Raw genomic sequence first — 20,877 nt, forward strand, 5'->3', positions numbered from 1 at the left:
CATAAGTGGTCTTGTTAAGGTACTCTGTCTTTAGATCTTTAGTCGGAGATGCTTTCCAAAAGTGTATGGTTTTTGTATAATATTAGTTGTCGCATTTGATTGCCCCCGTAGCTCAGGGGATAGAGCATCGGTTTCCTAAACCGTGTGTCGCAGGTTCGAATCCTGCCGGGGGCGTATATATAGCATTATAAAGAACAAGAGAAATAATTTTTCTCTTGTTCTTTTTTGTCTTTTATGAATATTTATTTCCTATAATTCGAAAAATAGTATATATTTATAATAATTATAGAAGAGAGAGTGATGGAAATGACAATTAGCTTACGATATTTTAAAAATAATAAGGTGCGGATTATGATATAAGTTCTTCCGCACGTAACAATGGAGGAATGAAATTGTTTAGTTATTATGGAAAATTAAGTACGGAGCTCTACAATCTTACAAAGCCTATTGGATATTCAATAGGTGGAGATATTGAATATTATATGGAAAGATTAAAGGGAACGAATCAAAAGATCCTTGAAGCTGGAGTTGGATCGGGTAGATTTTTAATTCCTTTACTAGAGCAGGGTTATATGGTTGAAGGGATTGACTATTCTCCTGCTATGCTAAAGTCGTGTCGAGAGCAATGCGATGAGCGAGGGTTAAATCCCAATCTTTATGAGGGGAATCTTCGACAGTTTGAATTACCTCATAAGTATGAAGTAATTGTCATACCAACGGGATCCTTTTGCTTGCTAGAAAGCTTTGAGGATGCTAAGGATGCACTTGATTGTTTTTATAAGCATTTAATTCCAGGTGGACGTGTAATAATTGATTTGATTTTTCCTGTTGATTGGAAGACCGGAGAAATTTCGACGGTTACATATCCTACATCAAACGAGGAAGGCCTTTTATTGGAGAGCAAGTCTATTGAAATAAATTGGATAGAACAATATACATTATCTTATTTAAAATATGAGAAATGGCGAAATGGTAAACGAATAGATGCGGAACTACAAAGGTTTTTACTTCGTTGGTATGGTGTGGAGGAATTCACGCTTTTATTGGAAAAAGTAGGTTTTTCTAATATAACCTGTTCTGCTGAATACTCATATAAAAAGCGTCCTACGAAAGATACACGGATTATCACATTTGAAGGTGTGCGGTAGATAAGATAGATAAATAGAATTAAAGATGTATCGTATAACAGTCTTCTGCAACTTGCAGAGGGCTGTTTTTTTATTTGTTTTAAATAAACAATACTTCTTTGGTTAAATAAGTATCGCTGTTAACTATACTAACCTATTTCCAGCATGCTAGTTTTTTTTACTTTAATTTGTTCATAAAATGTTCTAAAATAGAAATTACTTACCTAAAAGTTTTAATAATTTGTTAATTTAGCTTAATTCAGAAATGTATTCGGTTACAAAAAATATAATTGAGGTGATAGCATGGACATGCAACGCATACCAGCAAAAAAAGGAAATCATAATCTAGTAAACTATGCAGAAATGCGACAGAATTTTTCATGGGAAGATATAAATAAGCACTTTAGCTGGCACAAAACAGGAAAAGTAAATATCGCTTATGAAGCTATTGATCGACATGCCGATAATCCAACTAAAAAAGATCATACTGCATTACTTTATACAGCACCAGATCGTGAAGAAAAGATGACATTTGCTGATTTAAAGCGAGAAAGTAATAAGTTTGCAAATGTATTAAAAAAGTATGATGTAAAAAAAGGAGATCGTGTTTTTCTATTTTTGCCAAGAAGTCCAGAATTCTATGCTGCATTTTTCGGCATTATTAAGCTCGGAGCTATTGCAGGTCCATTATTTGAAGCATTTATGGAACAGGCAGTACGTGACCGCTTGCAGGATAGTGAGGCGAAGGTATTAATTACAACACCTGAACTTTTAGAACGTGTTCCTGAAGCTGATTTACCTCATTTAGAGAAAATCGTGCTCGTAGGTAGTGAGGACCAGAAAACAACTACAGAACAATATATCGATTATCAAACTGAAATGGACGCAGCATCTGATACGTTTGACATCGTATGGGTAGATCGGGAGGACGGATTACTCCTGCATTATACATCAGGGTCAACAGGGAAACCAAAGGGAGTATACCATGTTCATAATGTCATGATTCAGCAGTATGCAACCGCAGAGTGGGTATTAGATTTAAAGGATGATGACATTTATTGGTGTACCGCAGATCCTGGCTGGGTAACAGGTACGAGCTATGGCATATTCGCACCATGGTTAAAAGGGGTAACGAATGTTGTTCGCGGTGGGCGATTTACACCAGAATCCTGGTATGAAACATTAGAGAAAAATCAGGTTTCCGTTTGGTATACTGCACCAACTGCTTTACGTAAAATGGTAAGTGCAGGCGAAAACTTACCTAGTAATTATGATTTAGCTGCTTTGCGGCATATTTTAAGTGTTGGTGAACCGTTGAATCCAGAAGTAATTACATGGGGAATGAAAGCATTTGATTTACGTATTCATGATACGTGGTGGATGACGGAAACAGGTGCACAATTGATTGTGAATTTACCATCAGAAGAAATTCGCCCGGGATCTATGGGAAAACCGATTCCAGGTGTGGAAGCTTCGATTGTAGACAATGAAGGAAATGAAATCCCGCCAAATCAAATGGGGAACCTCGCGATAAAAGCAGGTTGGCCAGCGATGATGCGAGCAGTTTGGAATAACCCTGGTAAATATGAAAGTTATTTTCTGAATGGCTGGTATGTATCGGGAGATAGTGCTTATCGAGATGAAGATGGCTATTTCTGGTTTCAAGGACGGCTGGATGATGTCATTAACACCTCTGGTGAGCGTGTTGGACCATTTGAAGTGGAAAGCAAGCTAATTGAACATCCTGCAGTAGCGGAAGCAGGGGTCATTGGAAAACCCGATCCAGAGCGTGGAGAAATCATAAAAGCATTTATTACCTTAAATGATGGATATGAAAAGACACCAGCGTTACTGGAAGAAATTCGTCAGTTTGTTAAAACAGGATTAAGTGCGCATGCTGCACCACGTGAATTAGAAGTAAAGGATACAATACCTAAAACACGAAGCGGAAAAATTATGCGTCGTTTATTAAAATCGTGGGAGCTTGGATTACCAACTGGAGATACATCAACCTTAGAGGAATAAGAAAAGATGGCTAGATTTAAGGTAGTAGGTACTGTTTCGATGGAAAACGTACAAAAGCATAATTAATAAGAAAATCCAAATCGATCTGATTTGGATTTTCTTATTTTTGAGTAAACTCTTTTGCAACTCCTAATGCTAGGATTTATTATCTATTAATTTCATTAACTATGAAGAAGAACTTTAACTATTTTGGTTGTTTATGCCCCATTCACATAACTGTTCCAAAGCAGGTAATAGCGTTTCCGCTTTATGTGTGAGACTGTATTCAACTTTAGGGGGGACTTGAGGATACTCTTTCCGTATAACCATCCCATTTGCTTCTAATTCTTTAAGTTGTGAACTCAACGTTTTAAAGGTAATAACTCCTATTCTTCTTTTTAACTCATTAAAGCGAACTGGTTGGTTTTCTGCCAAGATGTATATGATAAGCATCTTCCATTTTCCACCAATCACTGACATTGTATAGCCAAAAGGTGTCTTTTGAATGTTACCTGTTTCTTTATAGTCAGCCATTCCCATATTCACACTATCCTTTCTGATAGTACATATCAAAAAAGTGCGTACTATTTTTAACATTGCGTTTATTTTATACTGAATATACTTTGAAGTAAAGGAGAGAAAAAAATGACGAATGTTAAAACCTACGATCATAATCTTTGGGATCACGGTATTACTCAAGGTTACAGTGTTAACGGCATGATCTACATTTCCGGGCAATTTTCCCATGATATGGAAGGTGCGTTTATAGGAGAAGGTGATATCGAAGCACAGACCCGACAAACCCTTGAAAATCTCGATCGCGTCCTTAAGGAATTTGGTGTTACAAAGACCAATCTCGCTTATTTGGATATTTATCTCACAAATGCGCAAGAGCATTTTGAACCAGTTCTCAGGCTGTTCAAGGAATATGTGGAACAACATCGACCAGCCGGTAGCCTTATTGGAGTAAATTATTTGGCTTCACCTGAGCAACTGATTGAAATTCGGGCTGTCGCACATACCGACTGAATATACACTATCAAATAAAAGTAAGTATGCCTAGCAAGTTTTTATTAGGAAAACCAACTTGATTGAACGAAACCCCAAATAGTGGGCACTTATAAAAAAGGGAACCTATTCGGGGTTTATGTGTTTTTAGAATCATATTGTAGCTACGGATTTAATTATTTCATATTTGTATTCTCACTTCCCCATGTTATATAAACACATAAGATATAAGAGTAATCGCTCTTTTTCGTATACGCTCCTCTGGAAGAGTATGTTTAAAAGGATATGATTCGGGAACAATTCCTATGTAATATTTCTTGAAGGAGGATGAACATAATGGGTAAAAAAATAGCATGTGTACTAACGGATATGTTTGAGGATGTAGAATATACCGCGCCCGCTAAGGCTTTCAAGGAAGATGGACATGAAGTAGTGGTCATCGGGAAAGAAACAGGAAAACAAGTTACAGGAAAAAATAAAGAAGCAACAGTTACGATTGAAAAAGGAATTGCGGATGTTAATCCATCCGATTTTGATGCGTTGTTTATTCCAGGTGGATTCTCGCCTGATCAATTACGCGGGGATGATCGGTTTGTATCTTTTACAAAACATTTTATGGATGAGAAGAAGCCTGTTTTTGCAATTTGCCATGGACCACAGTTATTAATTACAGCAAAGACATTAGAAGGAAGAAAAGCAACGGGCTATAAGTCAATTCAGGTCGATATGGAATATGCAGGTGCTAAGGTTGTAGATGAAGAAGTAGTCGTATGTCAAAATCAACTTGTAACAAGTCGTCAGCCAGATGATATTCCTGCGTTCAATCGAGAAGCATTAAATCTATTGTAAACGCCGTTTAGATAGAGTCACTGAAAAAACACTTTTCAATTTAGATTTCGAATAATATATGAAGTAAAATGCCCTTGAAGTTAAACCAAAAACCTCAAGGGTACGTTTATGTTTTTCGATATATTTTCTTATTCGATGAGTTTTTTAATTGTAAAATTGTCCTCTAAAAGCAGCCAATTTTGTGGAAATGCCAATCCGAGCTTCCAATAACTAATTCCGCGCAACTTCAATTCTTTAATTAAATTAAATTTCGCTTGGATGGAACGGGCATCTTCAAACCAAACCTCATGCTTTTTCCCTTCCTTGTCTGTATAAGTAAAGAAAGGTGCTTGTGCTGTTGTATTATACTGGATGGCAACGTTATTTTCTCTTGCAATCGCAATTGCACGTTGTGGACTAACGGCTCGAGCGGGATTCCCGCCAGGCTGAAATGGCAATGTCCAATCATAGCCATATAAATTCTGACCAAGCATTATTTTATTTGCTGGCATTTCTGTTAACGCATAATTAACCACCTTACGAACCTCATTAATTGGTGAAACAGCAAGTGGCGGTCCACCACTGTAGCCCCATTCATATGTCATTAGTACAACGAAATCAACAATCTCGCCATGTGCGGCATAATCATGTGCTTCATATAAAATTCCTTTTTGAGTGGCACTTGTTTTCGGTGCTAACGCGGTAGAAAGCAGTAAATTAGCTTGAGCTAGACGTTCTTTTGCTTTACGCAAAAACGTATTGTATGCTTCCCGATCTTCTTTTGGTAAAAACTCGAAATCAAAATGTACATCCGTAAATCCGACTTCCTTCGCTACATTAATGATGGAATCAAGCATCGTGTTTTGAACTGCTTGAACGGTTAAAATAATATGACCTAGTTCGGTGCTAAATGCTGCGCCTTCTAAGTTCGTGATAACCATCATTAAAGCTGCTTTATTCGAAGCTGCAATTTGCTTAAAGTTATCAAGCGGAGGGGCGTTTAATGTTCCATCTCGATTAACACGATAGCTAAAAGGAGCAAGATAGGTTAAGTATGGTGCATTTTTTGTAGCAGAATTAATGAGGGTTTCTGACACGCTTTCTCCGAGTGGTTCGACATAGGCGTTTGAGGTGATTTCTCGTTTTGGAAGCGGAGGAATGTATAGACGTAATCCAACCTGTAATGTCATTGTTACGGGAATTTGATTAATGCGTGCAAGCTCTTGATACGTGAGGCCAAATTTATTGGCAATTGTAAATAAGCTTTCACCCGGCTGAACAAAATAAAACTGTCCAATTATAGGAATGACAAGTGCCTGACCAACAACTAGATTATTCGGAGCTTCTAATTCATTGGCATCAATAATTGCTTTTGCGGTGATTCGGTATGTATTTGCGATTGCGTTAATAGTTTCTCCTTGTTTCACAACGTGGATTTGCATGCAAACCCCTCCTTCTAAGTCTCATCCTAGATGAATGCCGAACTGGAAACACATTCGGCGGACTACTATCATTGTATGAACGAAAAGGAGGGGATATGCGATTAAATCGAATCGATTTCTGCTTTCATGACAGAATGCATGAGGTAGAGGGCGTAATCATTTCCTTCCTTTTCTTCAGAAGCCATGCAATTTCCAGGAACCGTTAGCTTGTATTGGTACATATAAGCATCCTTTGCGGTAAATAACAAACAAATGTCTCCTGCAATTCCCGCCATAATTAAATGTTTTTTTCCTAATTCGTGTAGCAGAGATTGAAGTGGTGTTTGGAAAAATGCGGAATGCTGTGGTTTAATGAGAAAATAATCATCCGCTTCCGGTTTTAAAGCATCTATTACGTTTTTACTCTGTTCATTGTGGCAATGCGCGATGATTTTATGTAAATCCGCTTGCCAGATACCATAGTGATCATTAACATAGATAACAGGAAGCTTGTGTTGATGGGCAAATTTTTTTAGTTTTACGAGGTTAGGTAATATTTGTTCGGTATGCTTTAAAAGCTTTTCACCACCATCAAAATCAAAGGTATTTATCATATCAACAAATAATACAGCACTATGCTCATCGTAATGAAACATGATTATCCCTCTTTCCTAGTGAAAGTCATTACTTAGTAATATCCGAATCGGCAGCATTAAAAACTTATAATAAGGCGTTGGAGTAAAAATGAATGATAATATAACAATAAATGATGAAAAAATGATGTATGAAGCAATAGAGGAAGCGAAAAAAGCAGCCCAAATCGATGAAGTCCCAATTGGAGCTATTATCGTTTATAAGGATGAAATCATTGCCCGAGGCTATAACGTTCGTGAAACATCACAGGAGACACTATCGCATGCAGAATTGATTGCTATTCAAGCAGCAAATAAAAAGCTTGGAACATGGCGGTTAGAAGATTGTACATTATATGTGACGCTAGAGCCCTGTCCAATGTGTGCAGGTGCTATCGTCCAATCGCGAATAAAGCGTGTTGTTTATGGTGCCTCTGATCCAAAAGCAGGCTGTGCAGGGACAATGATGAACTTGCTTGACGATGAACGCTTTAACCATCAAGTAGAATTGACGACTGGTGTGCTTGAAGCGGAATGCAGTCAGCTATTAACCGATTTTTTTCGTGCATTACGTAAACGGAAAAAATAGGGGGTATACCCGTTCCATATGATACAAGGAGGGGATCGTATTGGAATACTATAAATATTTGCGCCAATATGTAGGGCATAGACCGATTATATTACCTGGTTCTGTTGTCATTATTGTAAATGAAAAAGAAGAAGTGCTATTGCAAAAAAGAAGAGATGGAAATTGGGGGTTGCCTGGCGGTTTAATGGATTTAGGTGAAAGCTTTGAAGAAGTAGCAAAAAGAGAAATATTTGAAGAAACAGGATTAACCATAGAAAACTTGAAGTTACTTCATGTATATTCTGGATCTGAATATTATTTAAAAGTTGAAAATGGGGATGAGTTATATTCCTTAACCGCTGTATATTATACGAGAGATGTGAGTGGACAAATGAATATCGATTATCGCGAGTCCGTAAAAGTGGAGTATGTTGGACTTCAACAGTTACCTGATACATTAACTGACGAGTATAGAAGATTTATTATGGATTACATAGATTTTAAAAACCCCTTTGCATAAAAAGGAAATTAAACCAATTAATCATCCAGAAAAGTATGAAACCGACTTTCAATAAAGTCGGTTTCGTACGTTTATATTATAAATTGGTTCTGATATCTTTTAAGGGAAGTCTCTTCTTTACAAGAAAATTCAACGCTTCATGAGCTTTACGCGATAAGACATTGCTTCGTTTAATGGAAGTTTCTCATGATATTCCATCGTATCATAATCTAACCCGCCTCCTGGGATAAAACCAACTAGCTCTAAGCCAGTGTTTTCCAAGAGTAGCTTGAGGTCAGCGGGTCCATAGCAGCGAAGCGATTGATAAAATGCTTCTTCTTCAGAATCTGTCCACCATGTATCAATCATGCGCATTTCTTCAGAATCATAATCATATTTACGAAATGCTTCGCCGATCTTCATCTGCTGTCCAGCAGCTTTAATCCAGTACCATGGACTATAAATATCAATGAGTGCACACCCATCTGGTTTTAACCATGATGCGATTCGTTGTAACAATCTTTTTTGATCTTGATCACTTCCAACACCAAAGCCATCAAGATAAAGGACGACATCAAATGAAGCAGGTACGTCTACCGTATAAAAATCACCACAGATTGGTGTAAGACTGCCATTTAAATTAGTTTGCTTTGCTTGCTCCTCCATATGCTTCACAATCGAAGGAATAAGCTCAATTGCAGTAACGTGGTAGCCCTCTTGTGCTGCTGTGATTGCTAGCTCACCTGAACCTGCTCCTAACTCCAAAATCGTCTGAATAGGTTTGTTTACTTGTTTTTCTAATTCTGTTACTAGGTTTTTATGATACGCTGTTATTTTTGATCCATCTTTTAGAATGGAAAATTGTTTTTCGTAAAAGTTGTTAACCCAATTCATTTTAAAACACCTCACTTTATTTTTAACAGGTTGGTTTTAAAATGAAATAGATAAATAAAGTAAAAACATAATAACCTCCATAGATTAAAAAATAGGGGAAATTCATTTTTCCCTCTCTTTCATTAATACTTATTTTAATGGGAAAGTCAATGCAAACCTTTCCTGTAAATTAGAACCAACTCTTCATTAGTCATTGCATTTTATGTATGAAAAAAGTATAATGATTAGTACCGTGCTAAGCGGGGAGGTAGCGGTGCCCTGTACTCGCAATCCGCTATAGCGAGGCCGAATTCCTAACCGAGGTGGGCTGCCTCATGGTCTGCCTTAAGGAATTGGTGTTGACGTTTAGGTCCTGCGCAACAGAAACCCATGAACCCTGTCAGGTCCGGAAGGAAGCAGCAGTAAGTGGTCTTTTCTGTGTGCCGTAGGGTTACCTAGACTGAGCCATGAACTTAAGTAACGCATGGGGAAGTTGCATCGACGTTAGGTGCACGGTATACATAATTGTGAACGAATCACTTCTTGCCAAAATCGGTAGGGAGTGATTTTTTCTATAGGAATAAAGAGAAGAACGGTTATTCGATTGAAGATACACTATTTTTAATAACGTAACAATACGAAATCAGGTTAAAGGTTCACATGAACCAACCAAATAGGATATAATTAGAAGGAAACTATGGAGAGGAACGTGTATGATGAGCTATCAGGCATTATACCGTAAATGGCGTCCAAGAACCTTTGCAGACGTTGCCGGTCAATCGCATATAACAAGAACATTGCAAAATGCCATCGTTGAAAATAAATTTTCGCATGCTTATATTTTTTCTGGACCCCGTGGAACAGGAAAAACGAGTGCGGCGAAGATTTTTGCGAAGGCTATTAATTGTGAGCATGCTCCAGTAAAAGAGCCGTGTAATACATGTGCTGCTTGTAGAGGAATTCAGGATGGTTCGATCTCGGATGTGATTGAAATTGATGCAGCATCGAATACAAGTGTAGATGATATCCGGGAAATTCGTGATAATGTAAAGTACGCTTCTAGCTCCGTTCCATATAAAGTGTATATTATTGATGAAGTGCATATGATTTCGGTGAATGCGTTTAATGCATTGTTAAAAACATTAGAAGAACCACCAAAGCATGTTGTATTTATTTTAGCCACGACAGAACCACACAAAATACCATTAACCATCATTTCACGCTGCCAACGGTTTGATTTCAAGCCTATCTCAAATCAGGCAATTGTGACACGCATGCAGCATATTATCGAGCAAGAAGGAATTTCTGTAACCACTGAAGCACAGGATGCGATCGCACTTGCTGCGGAAGGTGGAATGCGTGATGCGCTAAGTATTTTGGATCAGGCTATTTCGTATAGTGATGAGCAGGTCGGTTTGGAGGATGTGCTTGCTGTGACGGGAGGCGTATCGCAAAAAACGCTGACCGCCATCGTTCAATCGATGTATGCACATGATATCCAACAAGGATTAAAGCTACTTGATGACATGATTCAAAATGGCAAGGATCCGGGTCGCTTTATCTATGATTTAATTTATTTCTTACGTGATCTACTTTTGTATAAAAGTGCTCCTTCACTAGAAGGTATTCTTGAGCGAGCAATGATTGATGACACGTTTAAGCAGCTTGCGCAAGAAGTGTCAGAAGCCTGGATTCAAGATGCCATGATGCAGTTAAATGCATGTCAACAGGAAATTAAATGGACGAATAATCCGAAGGTATATATTGAAATAACACTTATTTCAATAACGAATCGCTATCAAGAGCAAACGACGCAGCCTGTTGAAGATTCTGAGGCAATCACAGCATTGACACATAAGCTTGCTCAGTTGGAAAAAGAATTGGAAGCATTAAAGCAATCAAAAGGAAGCTTTCATGAATCTGCTCCTTCTGAATCGAAGAAAAGACAGCCACGCCCAACGAAGAATAGCTTTAAGGTGCCATTTGAGAAAATCCGACTTTGCTTACAGGGTGCGGAGAAGGATCAATTAAAGCAGGTGCAAACACAATGGGCCGCTTTCTTGAATAAATTAAAATCAACGAGTGCACCAGCACATGCAACGGTTCAAGATTCTAAACCGGTTGCCGCATCAGACAAAACGATTATTGTCGCATTTAAGTATGAAATACATTGCTCCTTGTTTTTGGACAATCAACAGTTAGTTGAATCGGTCTTAGCAGGGGTATTAAACAAACAAATGACCATGATTCCAATTCCAATTCATAATTGGAAGGAATTACGAAACGAATATGTTAAAAAACAAGAGCAAGAATCTCCACAGGAAGCAGCAAAGAAAGATCCGCTCGTTGAAGAAGCGCGTAAGTTAGTTGGCGATGATTTATTACAAATTCATGATTAACAATTGTATTTAATTAAAACAACTTTACAATTTAAAGGAGGCGTTTTCCATGAAAGGTATGGGAAATATGGGTAATATGATGAAGCAAATGCAGAAGATGCAAAAAAAGATGCTACAGGCTCAAGAAGAGCTTTTTGAAATGACATTTGAAGCAACGGCAGGAGGCGGCATGGTAACCGTAACTGCAAACGGGAAGAAAGAAATTACCGATGTGCAAATTAAAGAAGAAGTTGTAGATCCTGATGATATCGAGATGCTTCAAGATTTAATTTTAGCAGCTACCAATGACGTGCTAAACCAAGTAGATGAAAAAACAAATGCTACGATGGGGCAATTCACGAAAGGATTACCTGGTGGAGGCATGTTCTAGGAGGAACGACGATGTATTATCCGGAACCAATTTCTAAGCTAATTGACAGCTTTACAAAATTGCCAGGAATCGGACCAAAAACCGCTGTCCGACTGGCGTTTTTTGTTTTGAATATGAAGGAAGACGATGTGATGGAATTTGCCCAATCACTCGTTAATGCAAAGCGTGAATTAACACACTGTTCCGTATGTGGTCATATTACGGACCAAGATCCATGCTTGATTTGTCAGGATTCAACGAGAGATGTATCGGTAATTTGTGTAGTACAGGATCCTAAAGATGTAATTGCCATGGAAAAAATGAAGGAATATCATGGGAAATACCATGTGTTACATGGAGCGATTTCACCAATGGATGGAATTGGACCTGAGGATATTAATGTACCTTCATTATTAAATCGTTTAAAGGATGAAGAAGTAAAAGAGCTTATTTTAGCCACGAATCCAACGATTGAAGGTGAAGCGACGGCGATGTATATTTCACGTCTTATAAAGCCTTCAGGCGTTCGTACGACAAGAATTGCACATGGATTGCCTGTCGGTGGTGATTTGGAATATGCAGATGAAGTTACATTATCAAAAGCACTTGAAGGAAGAAGAGAACTGTAGAATTTAGGTGACAGCATGGGGAAGAAACTAAAAAAAAGAGATATTGATCGTCAACTATTAGATGCCTTTTTCACAGTGGAGCATGACTGGAAGCAAATACGTGCTATTGTAAGTAAAAGCATTGAACCAACCATTGAGGGAAAGAATAGTGAAGCATTAGCATTGGCGAAATATACATTTTTGTTACGTGAGGCAAGGCATCGTAAAATAAGTGCCATCCGATATGATAAATAACTAGATTTTCAAAAGACAGGAGTCCCTGTCTTTTTTTTATGGATAAGAGAAATATGAGACAAACCAAGAGCATTTGTTTTTAAACACGAATAATCGCATCGCAGTTTGAAAAAGCTTCTGTTCCAACCTCTTTTGCATGAACGATCATCTTCAAATCTAGCGTCATTCGGTTCTTTTTCTTGTTTCTTGTTCATACATAGTAGTATAGGTCAAACAAGAAAGAGGAGTTGGATAAAATGAGTTCCACAATTGTGATTTCAATTATGGTTGGAATGATTATTCTATTGTTATTTATAGGTGCACCAGTTAAGCCAATGAAGTGGATTGGACAAGGTGCAGTAAAACTAGCAATTGGCGTTTTGTTTTTGTTTTTCTTAAATGTACTAGGTGGCGCGATTGGCCTCCATGTTCCGATTAATGTGTTTACAGTACTTATTGCTGGCTTTCTTGGTTTGTTTGGCGTTGCTTCGTTGGCAGCTATTCATTTGTTTGTATTTATTTGAGTGAATTTTATAAACCCCAGTTCTTATAGGCTAAAGCAAAAATTAAAAAGCTATGAAAAAAATTTCAAAGTTTCCTGTATAAATCCGTTAGATTTGGAAATGCTAGATTAACGGAGGTGGGAAAATGGACAAGCACGTAAATGAAATGGAATACTGCGGTATTTGTGAAGAAAAGAAGGAAGCTGGCATTCATCTCTACACCATGTTTATTTGCTGCGAATGTGAATATAATATGATTCATACCGAGCCGCGAGAGGAAAAGTATCGATATTATCTGCAAAAATTAAAAAATATGAATCAACCTACCCTTTTTTCATAGAACGATTCCCCGGTCTTTGCGAGCAAGCTGCAATAGACCTTTTTTATTGTCGATAAAGCGATTTAATCTTATGTTCTAAACAGGTTCCATATTGTATGAAAGGGTAAAGCATGCGCTTTTATATGTGAATCTTTCATTTTTTACTTGTTTTTTGGTAGTCTTAAGGAAGAATGGAGAGAGTGAAGATGAAAAACACAGCATATGATGTTCCGCTTTTTCGAGGGCTTTGCGAGTTTAGCGCAATGAATCCTATTTCTTTTCACGTTCCGGGACATAAAAATGGAACCGTATTTCCGGACTTTGCAAAAGCAACGTTTGGTCCACTTTTATCGATTGATTTCACGGAATTAACCGGTCTCGATGATTTACATGCGCCAACCGAAATAATAAAGGAAGCACAAACGCGTGCAGCGACGTTTTTTCATGCGGACGAAACGTTTTTTTTAGTAGGAGGAACAACCGTTGGTAATTTAGCAACGATTCTAGCAATGTGTCGTCCAGGAGAAAAGCTTATCGTCCAAAGGAATAGTCATAAGTCAATTGCGAATGGATTAGAGCTTGCTGGTGCTACTCCTATATTTTTAAATCCAATGTTTGATTCCCAAACAGATCGCTATATAGCTCCATCTATAGAGGGATTAGCGAAGGCATTACAGGCACATCCTGATGCCAAAGGGGTTGTCTTGACCTATCCGGACTATTATGGGAAGACGTATGCATTAAAAGAACTCATTGACTGTGCACATGCATATCAAATCCCTGTCTTAGTAGATGAAGCACATGGTGTGCATTTTGCACTTGGAGACCCATTTCCACCATCTGCTCTTCAGCTTGGCGCAGATGTCGTTGTTCAATCTGCACATAAAATGGCACCAGCAATGACGATGGCGTCTTGGCTACATATAAAATCAGATTTTGTTACGCGAGATCAAATTCAATATTATTTATCAATGCTTCAATCAAGTAGTCCATCCTATCCATTGCTTGCATCACTCGATATTGCTCGGGCTTTTTTAGCTTCATTGACAAAGCAGGATCTAACGCGCATCCTACAAAGTGCACAACAGCTAAAAGAGGATTTTGCAGAAAGTACGCATTGGTTCGTAGAAGAGACAAGTGATCCTCTAAAGATAACGCTGACGATGAAACAGGGACATAGTGGTTATGAAGTTGCAGCCTTATTTGAGCAGGAAGGAATTTACCCAGAGTTGGCGTCACATAAACACATTTTGTTTATTCACGGATTAGGAGAGCTAATGCGATTGGATGAAGTGAAGCTTGCATTAAAAAGAATTGGACAACGATTAAAAATAAGTTCAAATCATGCTACAATAGATATAAGCGGACTTTTTCAAAAGTCTTATGCACAATTAGCATATACGTATAATGAAATGCGAATGTTGCCAACCAAGCGAATGCGTTTGGAACAGAGTATCGATTATATAGCCGCAGAGGCAATAATCCCGTATCCCCCAGGTATCCCATTGGTGCTTAAGGGAGAGCGGATTACGAATAGACATGCAAAGCTTGTAGAAGCACTTATAAAAAAAGGTGCAACCTTTCAAAATCAATATATACAGACAGGAATTCTCGTATTTGAAGAAAAATAGTAACTAGAATGAAAATACGGTTCAACAGAAATGAAAGTAGTAACTGCTTGAACATGTGCAAGTAAGGAGAAAAATACGTGAGTGGCTACTTTATTACATTAGAAGGCGGCGAGGGTGCCGGAAAAACAACAGTCATGCAAGTCATTAATGAAAAATTGTACAAACACGGATATGAAGTTTTGTTAACACGTGAACCAGGTGGCATTGACATCGCGGAAAAAATCCGCAAAATCATTCTAGATCCAATACATACCACAATGGATGGCAGGACCGAAGCGCTATTGTATGCAGCTGCACGGAGGCAGCATCTCGTTGAAAAAGTATTACCAGCATTGGAAAAAGGGAAAATTGTACTGTGTGACCGCTTTATTGATAGTAGTCTTGCTTACCAAGGCTATGCGAGAGGGCTTGGTATTGATGAAGTTTTTGCAATTAATCAATTTGCAATACAGGATGCGATGCCAGATCTAACATTATTTTTTAATATTTCTCCAAAAAAGGGATTGGAGCGTATTGAGGCGAATAAAAATAGAGAAAGAAATCGTTTAGATTTAGAAAAGCTGCACTTCCATGAACAAGTCTATGAAGCATATCAGCTATTAGTAAAGCGATTTCCGGACCGTATTCAAGTAATTGATGCCGATCAGGAAAAAGAGAAGGTTGCAGAAGATGCGTTCCAACGAATTGTTTCGTTTTTAGAGGCAAAAAAATAATTAGGAGGAAAAGACCATGAAATTGATCATTGCGGTAATCCAGGATAAGGATTCTAACCGATTGACAGATGCGTTGGGTGAAGGGAACTTTAAAACAACTAAGCTGGCAACAACAGGTGGGTTCTTAAAAGAAGGAAATACAACATTAATGATTGGCTGTGAGGATGAATATGTTGACGATGCATTAACGATTATTCGAGATAATTGCTCACAGCGTGAACAAATGGTAGCTCCTATATCACCGATGGGTGGAAATGCAGATTCCTATATTCCAAAGCCAGTTAAAGTAGAAGTTGGCGGAGCCACTGTCTTTATATTACCGATTGAAGCTTTTCATCACTTTTAAACCGTTCGTTAGACAGGAAAGGGGCTGAGCGCTTGAAAATTTCGCAGGATATGCGTGCACAGTTGGACGCATCAAATAAGAATATGCGTACGCTACCAGAAGGAAAACAACCATTTAACCAAATGGTTCAGTCCCATGCAGGTAAATTGCAGCAAGCTGAACTTCAAAAACTAATGAGTGATATTACCGTGCAGGGAGATCGCCTTGCACGCTTTCGCTCTTTTCGTGATTTAGCGAAATTTAAACGTCTCGTAAGGTCTTTTCTAAAGGAAGCAGTAACAAATGGACTGCATTTAGAAGAATCTCATAGCTTTCAGTTATCTGGACAAAGTCAAAAACTAATCACTGTAAAGCAAGTGGATGAAAAATTAGTGGAATTAACGGAAACTGTTTTAAGCGATGAAAGAAAAATGGTTGATTTATTAGGGCTTATTGGAGAAATAAAAGGATTGTTAATTAATTTATATACATGAAATAAGGTCTTTATTTTTTGACAGGTGATGCTGCACAATGTAAGGGATGGTTTTATGAAAACGTGGGAAGAGATGGAAAAGGTACAACCGTTAGCAAGTAGAATAATAACGAATAGTATCCAAAAAGACCGTATCTCACATGCTTACTTAATTCAGGGAGCACGTGGAACGGGAAAAAGGGAAATCGCGCAATTGCTTGCGAAAGGGTTATTTTGTGAACAGAAAACTGGAATAGAACCATGTAATGCTTGTAACATGTGTAAGCGTATTGATTCACGAAACCATCCAGACGTACACTGGATTGAACCAGAAGGGCAATCGATTAAAATTGAACAAGTACGTCGTTTACAAAAAGAGTTTACCTATTCGGGACTGGAGTCCGATCAAAAGGTGTATATCATTCAAAGTGCAGAATTGTTAACATTAAATGCCGCCAATCGAATTTTGAAGTTTTTAGAAGAGCCGAATAAGAAGACAACTGCCATTATGCTAACAGAAAATAGTCAAGCAATTATTGCAACAATTCGCTCGAGGTGTCAGGTGATTGATTTACAGCCTTTAAGCCCAACACTTTTCTATGAAATATTAGTAGAATCGGGCGTATCTGAAGGAAATGCTGTATTTATGCGTGCTTTAACGAACGATTTAAATGAAGCAACGCGGTTACTAAGTGACGATTGGTTTGCCGAAGCACGAAAGTTAGTGGTACAATTAGTAGAAATGTTTGCAATCAATCCAGATGATGTATATTTATTTATTCATCGCCACTGGCTCGCTCATTTTAAAGATAGGGAGCAGCATGAGCAAGGCTTGGATTTATTATTGCTTGCATTTCGAGATGTTCTCTACTTTCATATTGGGAATGAAGCAGCCATTGTTTGTTTTCAAGCTGGAGATGAGCGGCTTGAACGCTTGGCGATGCATTTTTCTCAGGAACAATTGGCAATTATATTGCAGCAGTTGTTACAGGCAAAGCGAAGTATCAAACAAAATGTTCACCCAACGTTAGTAATGGAACAACTTACACTTCAAATTCAGAGGTGACAATAATGGTAGAAGTGATTGGCGTCCGCTTTAAGAAAGCGGGTAAAATATATTATTTTGATCCTTCTAATTTCCAAATTAATCATGATGACTATGTCATTGTTGAGACAGTGAGAGGTATTGAATTTGGAAGGGTTGTTATAGCTAGAAAGCAAGTAGATGAAGAAGATGTGGTACTACCTTTAAAACAAGTTATTCGAATTGCTACAGAGGAAGATAAGGCAATCGTTAACGAAAATAAAGGTTATGCGGCAAAAGCTTTTCAAACTTGTTCAGAAAAAATAGGACAGCATCAATTAGAAATGAATCTAGTAGATGTAGAGTTTACATTTGATCGTAATAAGATTATTTTTTACTTTACAGCTGATGGACGCGTTGATTTTCGTAATTTGGTGAAGGATTTGGCCGCGCAGTTCAAAACAAGGATTGAGCTACGACAAATCGGTGTCCGAGACGAAGCAAAGATGCTTGGTGGTATTGGTCCATGTGGACGCATGCTATGCTGTTCTACGTTTTTAGGTGATTTTGAACCTGTATCGATAAAGATGGCCAAGGATCAAAATTTATCATTAAATCCAGCAAAAATTTCGGGGCTATGTGGCCGGTTGATGTGCTGTTTAAAATATGAAAATGATCAGTATGAGGAAGCGAAACGACAGCTTCCAGATGTTGGTCAGCGCGTGAAAACACCGTATGGAGCAGGACAAGTTGTAGGATTAAATATTCTTGAAAAACTCATTCAAATTGAAGTAACCGATCAGGAGCGAGTTGTTGAATACACCGTAGATGAACTGATTGAAGAAGGGATTATTACAGCGCAAGCCACAGAATAGTGGGGTGAAGAGGCGTGAGCAAAAGACAATTATTTGATCAAGTAACAGATATGGAAAAACAGCTTGGCGAGTTGCATAAGCGACTTGGTAGTTTAAAAAATAACCTAAGTGATTTACTAGAGGAAAACCATCGTTTGGAAATGGAAAATCGACATCTGCGAAATCGACTAGATGGCGAAAGAAAGGATACAAACGAAATAGGGGATTCTTCGGTATTGCATGATCAAGCGGTAAAGGGAGCACCACCAGGAGAAGGGTATGATAACCTTGCTCGCCTATACGATGAAGGCTTCCATATTTGCAATCTTGAGTTTGGAAGTCCACGACGTAATGAAGATTGTATGTTTTGCCTTGATTTCCTAAGCAAAACTAAATAGATTATAATAGAAGCTGTCTCCGAGTCGTTTTATAGGGCTAGAGACAGCTTTTTCTGTAAAAATCACAGTGGCTTTTCTATTATAGATAGCTTTTTATTAACGAATCTTATTACAAGTTAGTGGGAAGGAATTAAAGCATGGTACGTTTATATGATGATGAACGGATGGACTATTTGTTAGCAGATGAAACGATGAAAATTATTCAAAGCCCTACAGCTTTTTCATTCTCCTTAGATGCGGTGTTATTAGCTGATTTTGCAAGCATCCCGATAAAACGTGGGAAAATTCTTGATTTATGTAGTGGAAATGGTGTTATTCCACTTTTATTATCACGAAAGACGAGTGCAAACCTCGTTGGGGTAGAGATTCAAGAGCGAATTTTTAGTATGGCAACACGGAATGTGGAACTTAATCAGTTGACGAATCAAATTAAGCTAATCCATGGCGACTTAAAGGAAATGCAGCCTGTTTTAGGACATAGTAATTTTGATGTCGTTACATGTAATCCACCGTATTTTAAAACGCCTTCTGAGACAGAGTATAATGAAAATGAATATTTAACGATCGCAAGGCATGAAGTATATTGTACATTAGAGGATGTAGTAAAAGCATGTAAGCTTCATGTGCGTCCAGGCGGAAAGGTAGCAATGGTTCATCGTCCGGGCAGGCTTGTAGACATTATTGAATTGTTTCGGGCATATAAGCTTGAACCAAAGCGAATGCAGCTTGTATACCCAAAGCAAGGAAGAGATGCAAATATGTTGTTAATTGAAGGAATACGAGATGGAAAGGCGGATTTAAAAATATTACCCCCTCTCTATATTTATGGGGAAGATGGTACATATACAAAAGAAGCCGAGGCGATTATATATGGATAGTTTGGTCCATACCGTTTATATATTAAAGTGTAAGGATGACAGCTTGTATACAGGCTATACGAATGATTTACAGCATCGGTTAACGATGCATGAACAGGGAAAAGGAGCGAAATATACACGTGGGCGCGGTCCTTTTCAAGTCATGCATCTCGAAAAATATGCAACAAAGGAAGAAGCACTGCGTAGAGAGTATGCAATAAAACAGTTAAAACGGAATCAAAAATGGCAGCTAATTACTGGAGGAAGTGACGATGAACAATCAAAAAAGCTTTGAAGCAGATGTTGAAGGAACACTTTATGTCGTACCTACGCCAATTGGAAATTTAGAAGATATTACATTTCGTGCACTACAAACATTAAAGTCAGTGGATATAATTGCTGCAGAAGACACTCGGAATACAAAGAAGCTGCTCCATTATTTTGAAATCGACACACCATTAATCAGTTATCATGAGCATAATAAAATGGCACGGGAGAATCAGCTTATAGCGCGATTAGAACAGGGACATTCCATCGCTATTGTAAGTGATGCGGGAATGCCTGCCATATCTGATCCGGGATCAGAGCTTGTTGCATCAGCAATTGCTGAAAACTATTCTGTTGTCGTATTGCCTGGAGCAAATGCAGCATTGTGTGCACTTGTCGGCTCGGGATTACCTTCTACAGAATTTTTGTTTTATGGGTTTCTTCCACGTAAAAAAAAGGAAAGAGACAATGAATTAAAGCGATTAAATAATTTACCAGCAACATTACTATTCTACGAATCACCTTACCGTATCAAAGAAACGTTAAAAGCGATGGAAGAGCAATTTGGTAAAGAGCGGAGAATTGTCATTGCGCGTGAGCTAACAAAGCGATTTGAGGAGTATGCTCGTGGAACGATTGCTGAGCTTCTAGAGTGGTCAGAAAGCAAGGAGCTTAAAGGAGAGTTTTGTATCGTTGTCGACGGTAGATCGATCGATGAAATAAGCGAAAATACAAGCATGGAAGCGTGGTGGCAGGATTTATCAATCGTTGACCATGTAGCGTATTATATAAACGAGCAACAAATGAAAAGTAAGGAAGCGATAAAGACCGTAGCATTAGATAGAGATATTTCAAAGCGAGATGTATATCAAGCTTATCACGTAGACTAGTAGGCAATAAAAAAAGCCGGCAGGAAGGTAGTGATCTCCATAACGTTGGAGGGCAATACCGAATGCGGCTTTTT

26 protein-coding genes, 1 tRNA gene and 1 other RNA gene are annotated in these 20,877 nt (G+C 38.2%); 24 read left to right on the forward strand and 4 right to left on the reverse strand.

Going from position 1 to position 20,877, the window contains the following annotated elements; translation table 11 throughout:
* The first annotated feature begins 101 nt into the window (after positions 1-101).
* The 3 genes from QBK89_RS08860 (at position 102) to acsA (ending at position 3,152) form a co-directional block, all read left to right on the forward strand.
* A tRNA-Arg gene (locus QBK89_RS08860) sits at positions 102-174 on the forward strand.
* 218 nt (positions 175-392) lie between these two features.
* A complete protein-coding gene (locus tag QBK89_RS08865; RefSeq protein ID WP_284140684.1) occupies positions 393-1,148 on the forward strand; it encodes a class I SAM-dependent methyltransferase in 756 nt (251 codons plus the stop codon).
* Positions 1,149-1,430: 282 nt separating this feature from the next.
* On the forward strand, positions 1,431-3,152 hold the full coding sequence (gene acsA, locus QBK89_RS08870; RefSeq protein WP_284140685.1) for an acetate--CoA ligase: 1,722 nt from the start codon (positions 1,431-1,433) through the stop codon (positions 3,150-3,152).
* A 180-nt stretch (positions 3,153-3,332) separates the two neighbouring features.
* On the opposite strand, the gene QBK89_RS08875 is transcribed toward acsA, so the two are convergent.
* Positions 3,333-3,671 carry a winged helix-turn-helix transcriptional regulator gene (locus tag QBK89_RS08875; protein WP_284140686.1) on the reverse strand — a complete coding sequence of 113 codons (339 nt, stop codon included), beginning with the start codon at positions 3,669-3,671 and terminating at the stop codon, positions 3,333-3,335.
* Between the two features lie 105 nt (positions 3,672-3,776).
* Here QBK89_RS08875 and QBK89_RS08880 point away from each other — a divergent pair, with 105 nt between their 5' ends.
* Both QBK89_RS08880 and QBK89_RS08885 read left to right on the forward strand, forming a co-directional pair.
* Complete coding sequence (locus QBK89_RS08880; RefSeq protein ID WP_284140687.1) at positions 3,777-4,160, forward strand: RidA family protein; 384 nt, start codon at positions 3,777-3,779, stop codon at positions 4,158-4,160.
* A 315-nt stretch (positions 4,161-4,475) separates the two neighbouring features.
* Entirely contained in the window at positions 4,476-4,988 is a 513-nt protein-coding gene (locus tag QBK89_RS08885; protein ID WP_284140688.1) for a type 1 glutamine amidotransferase domain-containing protein, read from the forward strand.
* 128 nt (positions 4,989-5,116) lie between these two features.
* Here QBK89_RS08885 and QBK89_RS08890 read toward each other — a convergent pair whose 3' ends face one another.
* A complete protein-coding gene (locus tag QBK89_RS08890; protein WP_284140689.1) occupies positions 5,117-6,409 on the reverse strand; it encodes a glycosyl hydrolase family 18 protein in 1,293 nt (430 codons plus the stop codon).
* 101 nt (positions 6,410-6,510) lie between these two features.
* Positions 6,511-7,044, reverse strand: a complete 534-nt coding sequence (locus QBK89_RS08895; protein WP_284140690.1) for a cysteine hydrolase family protein — start codon at positions 7,042-7,044, stop codon at positions 6,511-6,513.
* An 88-nt stretch (positions 7,045-7,132) separates the two neighbouring features.
* Here QBK89_RS08895 and tadA point away from each other — a divergent pair, with 88 nt between their 5' ends.
* Both tadA and QBK89_RS08905 read left to right on the forward strand, forming a co-directional pair.
* Positions 7,133-7,609, forward strand: a complete 477-nt coding sequence (gene tadA / locus QBK89_RS08900; RefSeq protein ID WP_284140691.1) for a tRNA adenosine(34) deaminase TadA — start codon at positions 7,133-7,135, stop codon at positions 7,607-7,609.
* Positions 7,610-7,649: 40 nt separating this feature from the next.
* Entirely contained in the window at positions 7,650-8,108 is a 459-nt protein-coding gene (locus QBK89_RS08905) for an NUDIX hydrolase (RefSeq protein WP_284140692.1), read from the forward strand.
* 129 nt (positions 8,109-8,237) lie between these two features.
* Here the strand turns inward: QBK89_RS08905 and QBK89_RS08910 are convergent, their stop codons facing one another.
* Positions 8,238-8,981 carry an SAM-dependent methyltransferase gene (locus QBK89_RS08910; protein WP_284140693.1) on the reverse strand — a complete coding sequence of 248 codons (744 nt, stop codon included), beginning with the start codon at positions 8,979-8,981 and terminating at the stop codon, positions 8,238-8,240.
* A 230-nt stretch (positions 8,982-9,211) separates the two neighbouring features.
* On the opposite strand from QBK89_RS08910, the gene ffs reads away from it, so the two are divergent.
* From ffs to rsmI, 17 genes are all read left to right on the forward strand, one after another.
* Positions 9,212-9,476: signal recognition particle sRNA large type (gene ffs / locus QBK89_RS08915), an RNA gene on the forward strand.
* A gap of 200 nt (positions 9,477-9,676) precedes the next feature.
* Positions 9,677-11,359, forward strand: coding sequence for a DNA polymerase III subunit gamma/tau (gene dnaX / locus QBK89_RS08920; RefSeq protein ID WP_284140750.1), 1,683 nt, complete (start codon positions 9,677-9,679; stop codon positions 11,357-11,359).
* 49 nt (positions 11,360-11,408) lie between these two features.
* The gene (locus QBK89_RS08925; protein WP_284140694.1) at positions 11,409-11,729 is read left to right on the forward strand and encodes a YbaB/EbfC family nucleoid-associated protein; all 321 of its coding nucleotides are present in this window, start codon (positions 11,409-11,411) and stop codon (positions 11,727-11,729) included.
* A gap of 11 nt (positions 11,730-11,740) precedes the next feature.
* Positions 11,741-12,337, forward strand: coding sequence for a recombination mediator RecR (gene recR / locus QBK89_RS08930; protein WP_284140695.1), 597 nt, complete (start codon positions 11,741-11,743; stop codon positions 12,335-12,337).
* Between the two features lie 15 nt (positions 12,338-12,352).
* Entirely contained in the window at positions 12,353-12,571 is a 219-nt protein-coding gene (locus QBK89_RS08935) for a DUF2508 family protein (RefSeq protein ID WP_284140696.1), read from the forward strand.
* A 236-nt stretch (positions 12,572-12,807) separates the two neighbouring features.
* Positions 12,808-13,074: a pro-sigmaK processing inhibitor BofA family protein gene (locus tag QBK89_RS08940; protein ID WP_284140697.1), complete on the forward strand. Its 267-nt coding sequence runs from the start codon at positions 12,808-12,810 to the stop codon at positions 13,072-13,074.
* Positions 13,075-13,198: 124 nt separating this feature from the next.
* Complete coding sequence (locus tag QBK89_RS08945; protein WP_284140698.1) at positions 13,199-13,393, forward strand: sigma factor G inhibitor Gin; 195 nt, start codon at positions 13,199-13,201, stop codon at positions 13,391-13,393.
* Between the two features lie 185 nt (positions 13,394-13,578).
* Positions 13,579-15,003, forward strand: coding sequence for an aminotransferase class I/II-fold pyridoxal phosphate-dependent enzyme (locus QBK89_RS08950; protein ID WP_284140699.1), 1,425 nt, complete (start codon positions 13,579-13,581; stop codon positions 15,001-15,003).
* A 77-nt stretch (positions 15,004-15,080) separates the two neighbouring features.
* Positions 15,081-15,716, forward strand: a complete 636-nt coding sequence (gene tmk / locus QBK89_RS08955; protein WP_284140700.1) for a dTMP kinase — start codon at positions 15,081-15,083, stop codon at positions 15,714-15,716.
* Positions 15,717-15,732: 16 nt separating this feature from the next.
* Positions 15,733-16,062, forward strand: a complete 330-nt coding sequence (locus QBK89_RS08960; RefSeq protein ID WP_284140701.1) for a cyclic-di-AMP receptor — start codon at positions 15,733-15,735, stop codon at positions 16,060-16,062.
* A gap of 32 nt (positions 16,063-16,094) precedes the next feature.
* Entirely contained in the window at positions 16,095-16,535 is a 441-nt protein-coding gene (locus QBK89_RS08965; RefSeq protein WP_284140702.1) for a YaaR family protein, read from the forward strand.
* A 54-nt stretch (positions 16,536-16,589) separates the two neighbouring features.
* Positions 16,590-17,579 (forward strand): DNA polymerase III subunit delta', encoded by a 990-nt coding sequence (holB, locus tag QBK89_RS08970; RefSeq protein WP_284140703.1) that lies wholly within the window; start codon positions 16,590-16,592, stop codon positions 17,577-17,579.
* Between the two features lie 5 nt (positions 17,580-17,584).
* Positions 17,585-18,412 (forward strand): PSP1 domain-containing protein, encoded by an 828-nt coding sequence (locus QBK89_RS08975; protein WP_284140704.1) that lies wholly within the window; start codon positions 17,585-17,587, stop codon positions 18,410-18,412.
* 50 nt (positions 18,413-18,462) lie between these two features.
* Entirely contained in the window at positions 18,463-18,789 is a 327-nt protein-coding gene (gene yabA / locus QBK89_RS08980; RefSeq protein ID WP_443089760.1) for a DNA replication initiation control protein YabA, read from the forward strand.
* Between the two features lie 137 nt (positions 18,790-18,926).
* A complete protein-coding gene (locus tag QBK89_RS08985; protein WP_284140706.1) occupies positions 18,927-19,667 on the forward strand; it encodes a tRNA1(Val) (adenine(37)-N6)-methyltransferase in 741 nt (246 codons plus the stop codon).
* The gene (locus QBK89_RS08990) at positions 19,660-19,941 is read left to right on the forward strand and encodes a GIY-YIG nuclease family protein (protein ID WP_284140707.1); all 282 of its coding nucleotides are present in this window, start codon (positions 19,660-19,662) and stop codon (positions 19,939-19,941) included. Before QBK89_RS08985 ends, QBK89_RS08990 begins: the two co-directional genes overlap by 8 nt.
* Positions 19,919-20,803, forward strand: coding sequence for a 16S rRNA (cytidine(1402)-2'-O)-methyltransferase (gene rsmI, locus QBK89_RS08995; RefSeq protein ID WP_284140708.1), 885 nt, complete (start codon positions 19,919-19,921; stop codon positions 20,801-20,803). The genes QBK89_RS08990 and rsmI overlap by 23 nt, the downstream gene beginning before the upstream one ends.
* Positions 20,804-20,877: the final 74 nt, after the last annotated feature.

Source organism: Virgibacillus sp. LDC-1 (assembly GCF_030137545.1).
In the GTDB taxonomy this organism is placed as follows: Bacteria; Bacillota; Bacilli; order Bacillales; family Amphibacillaceae; genus LDC-1.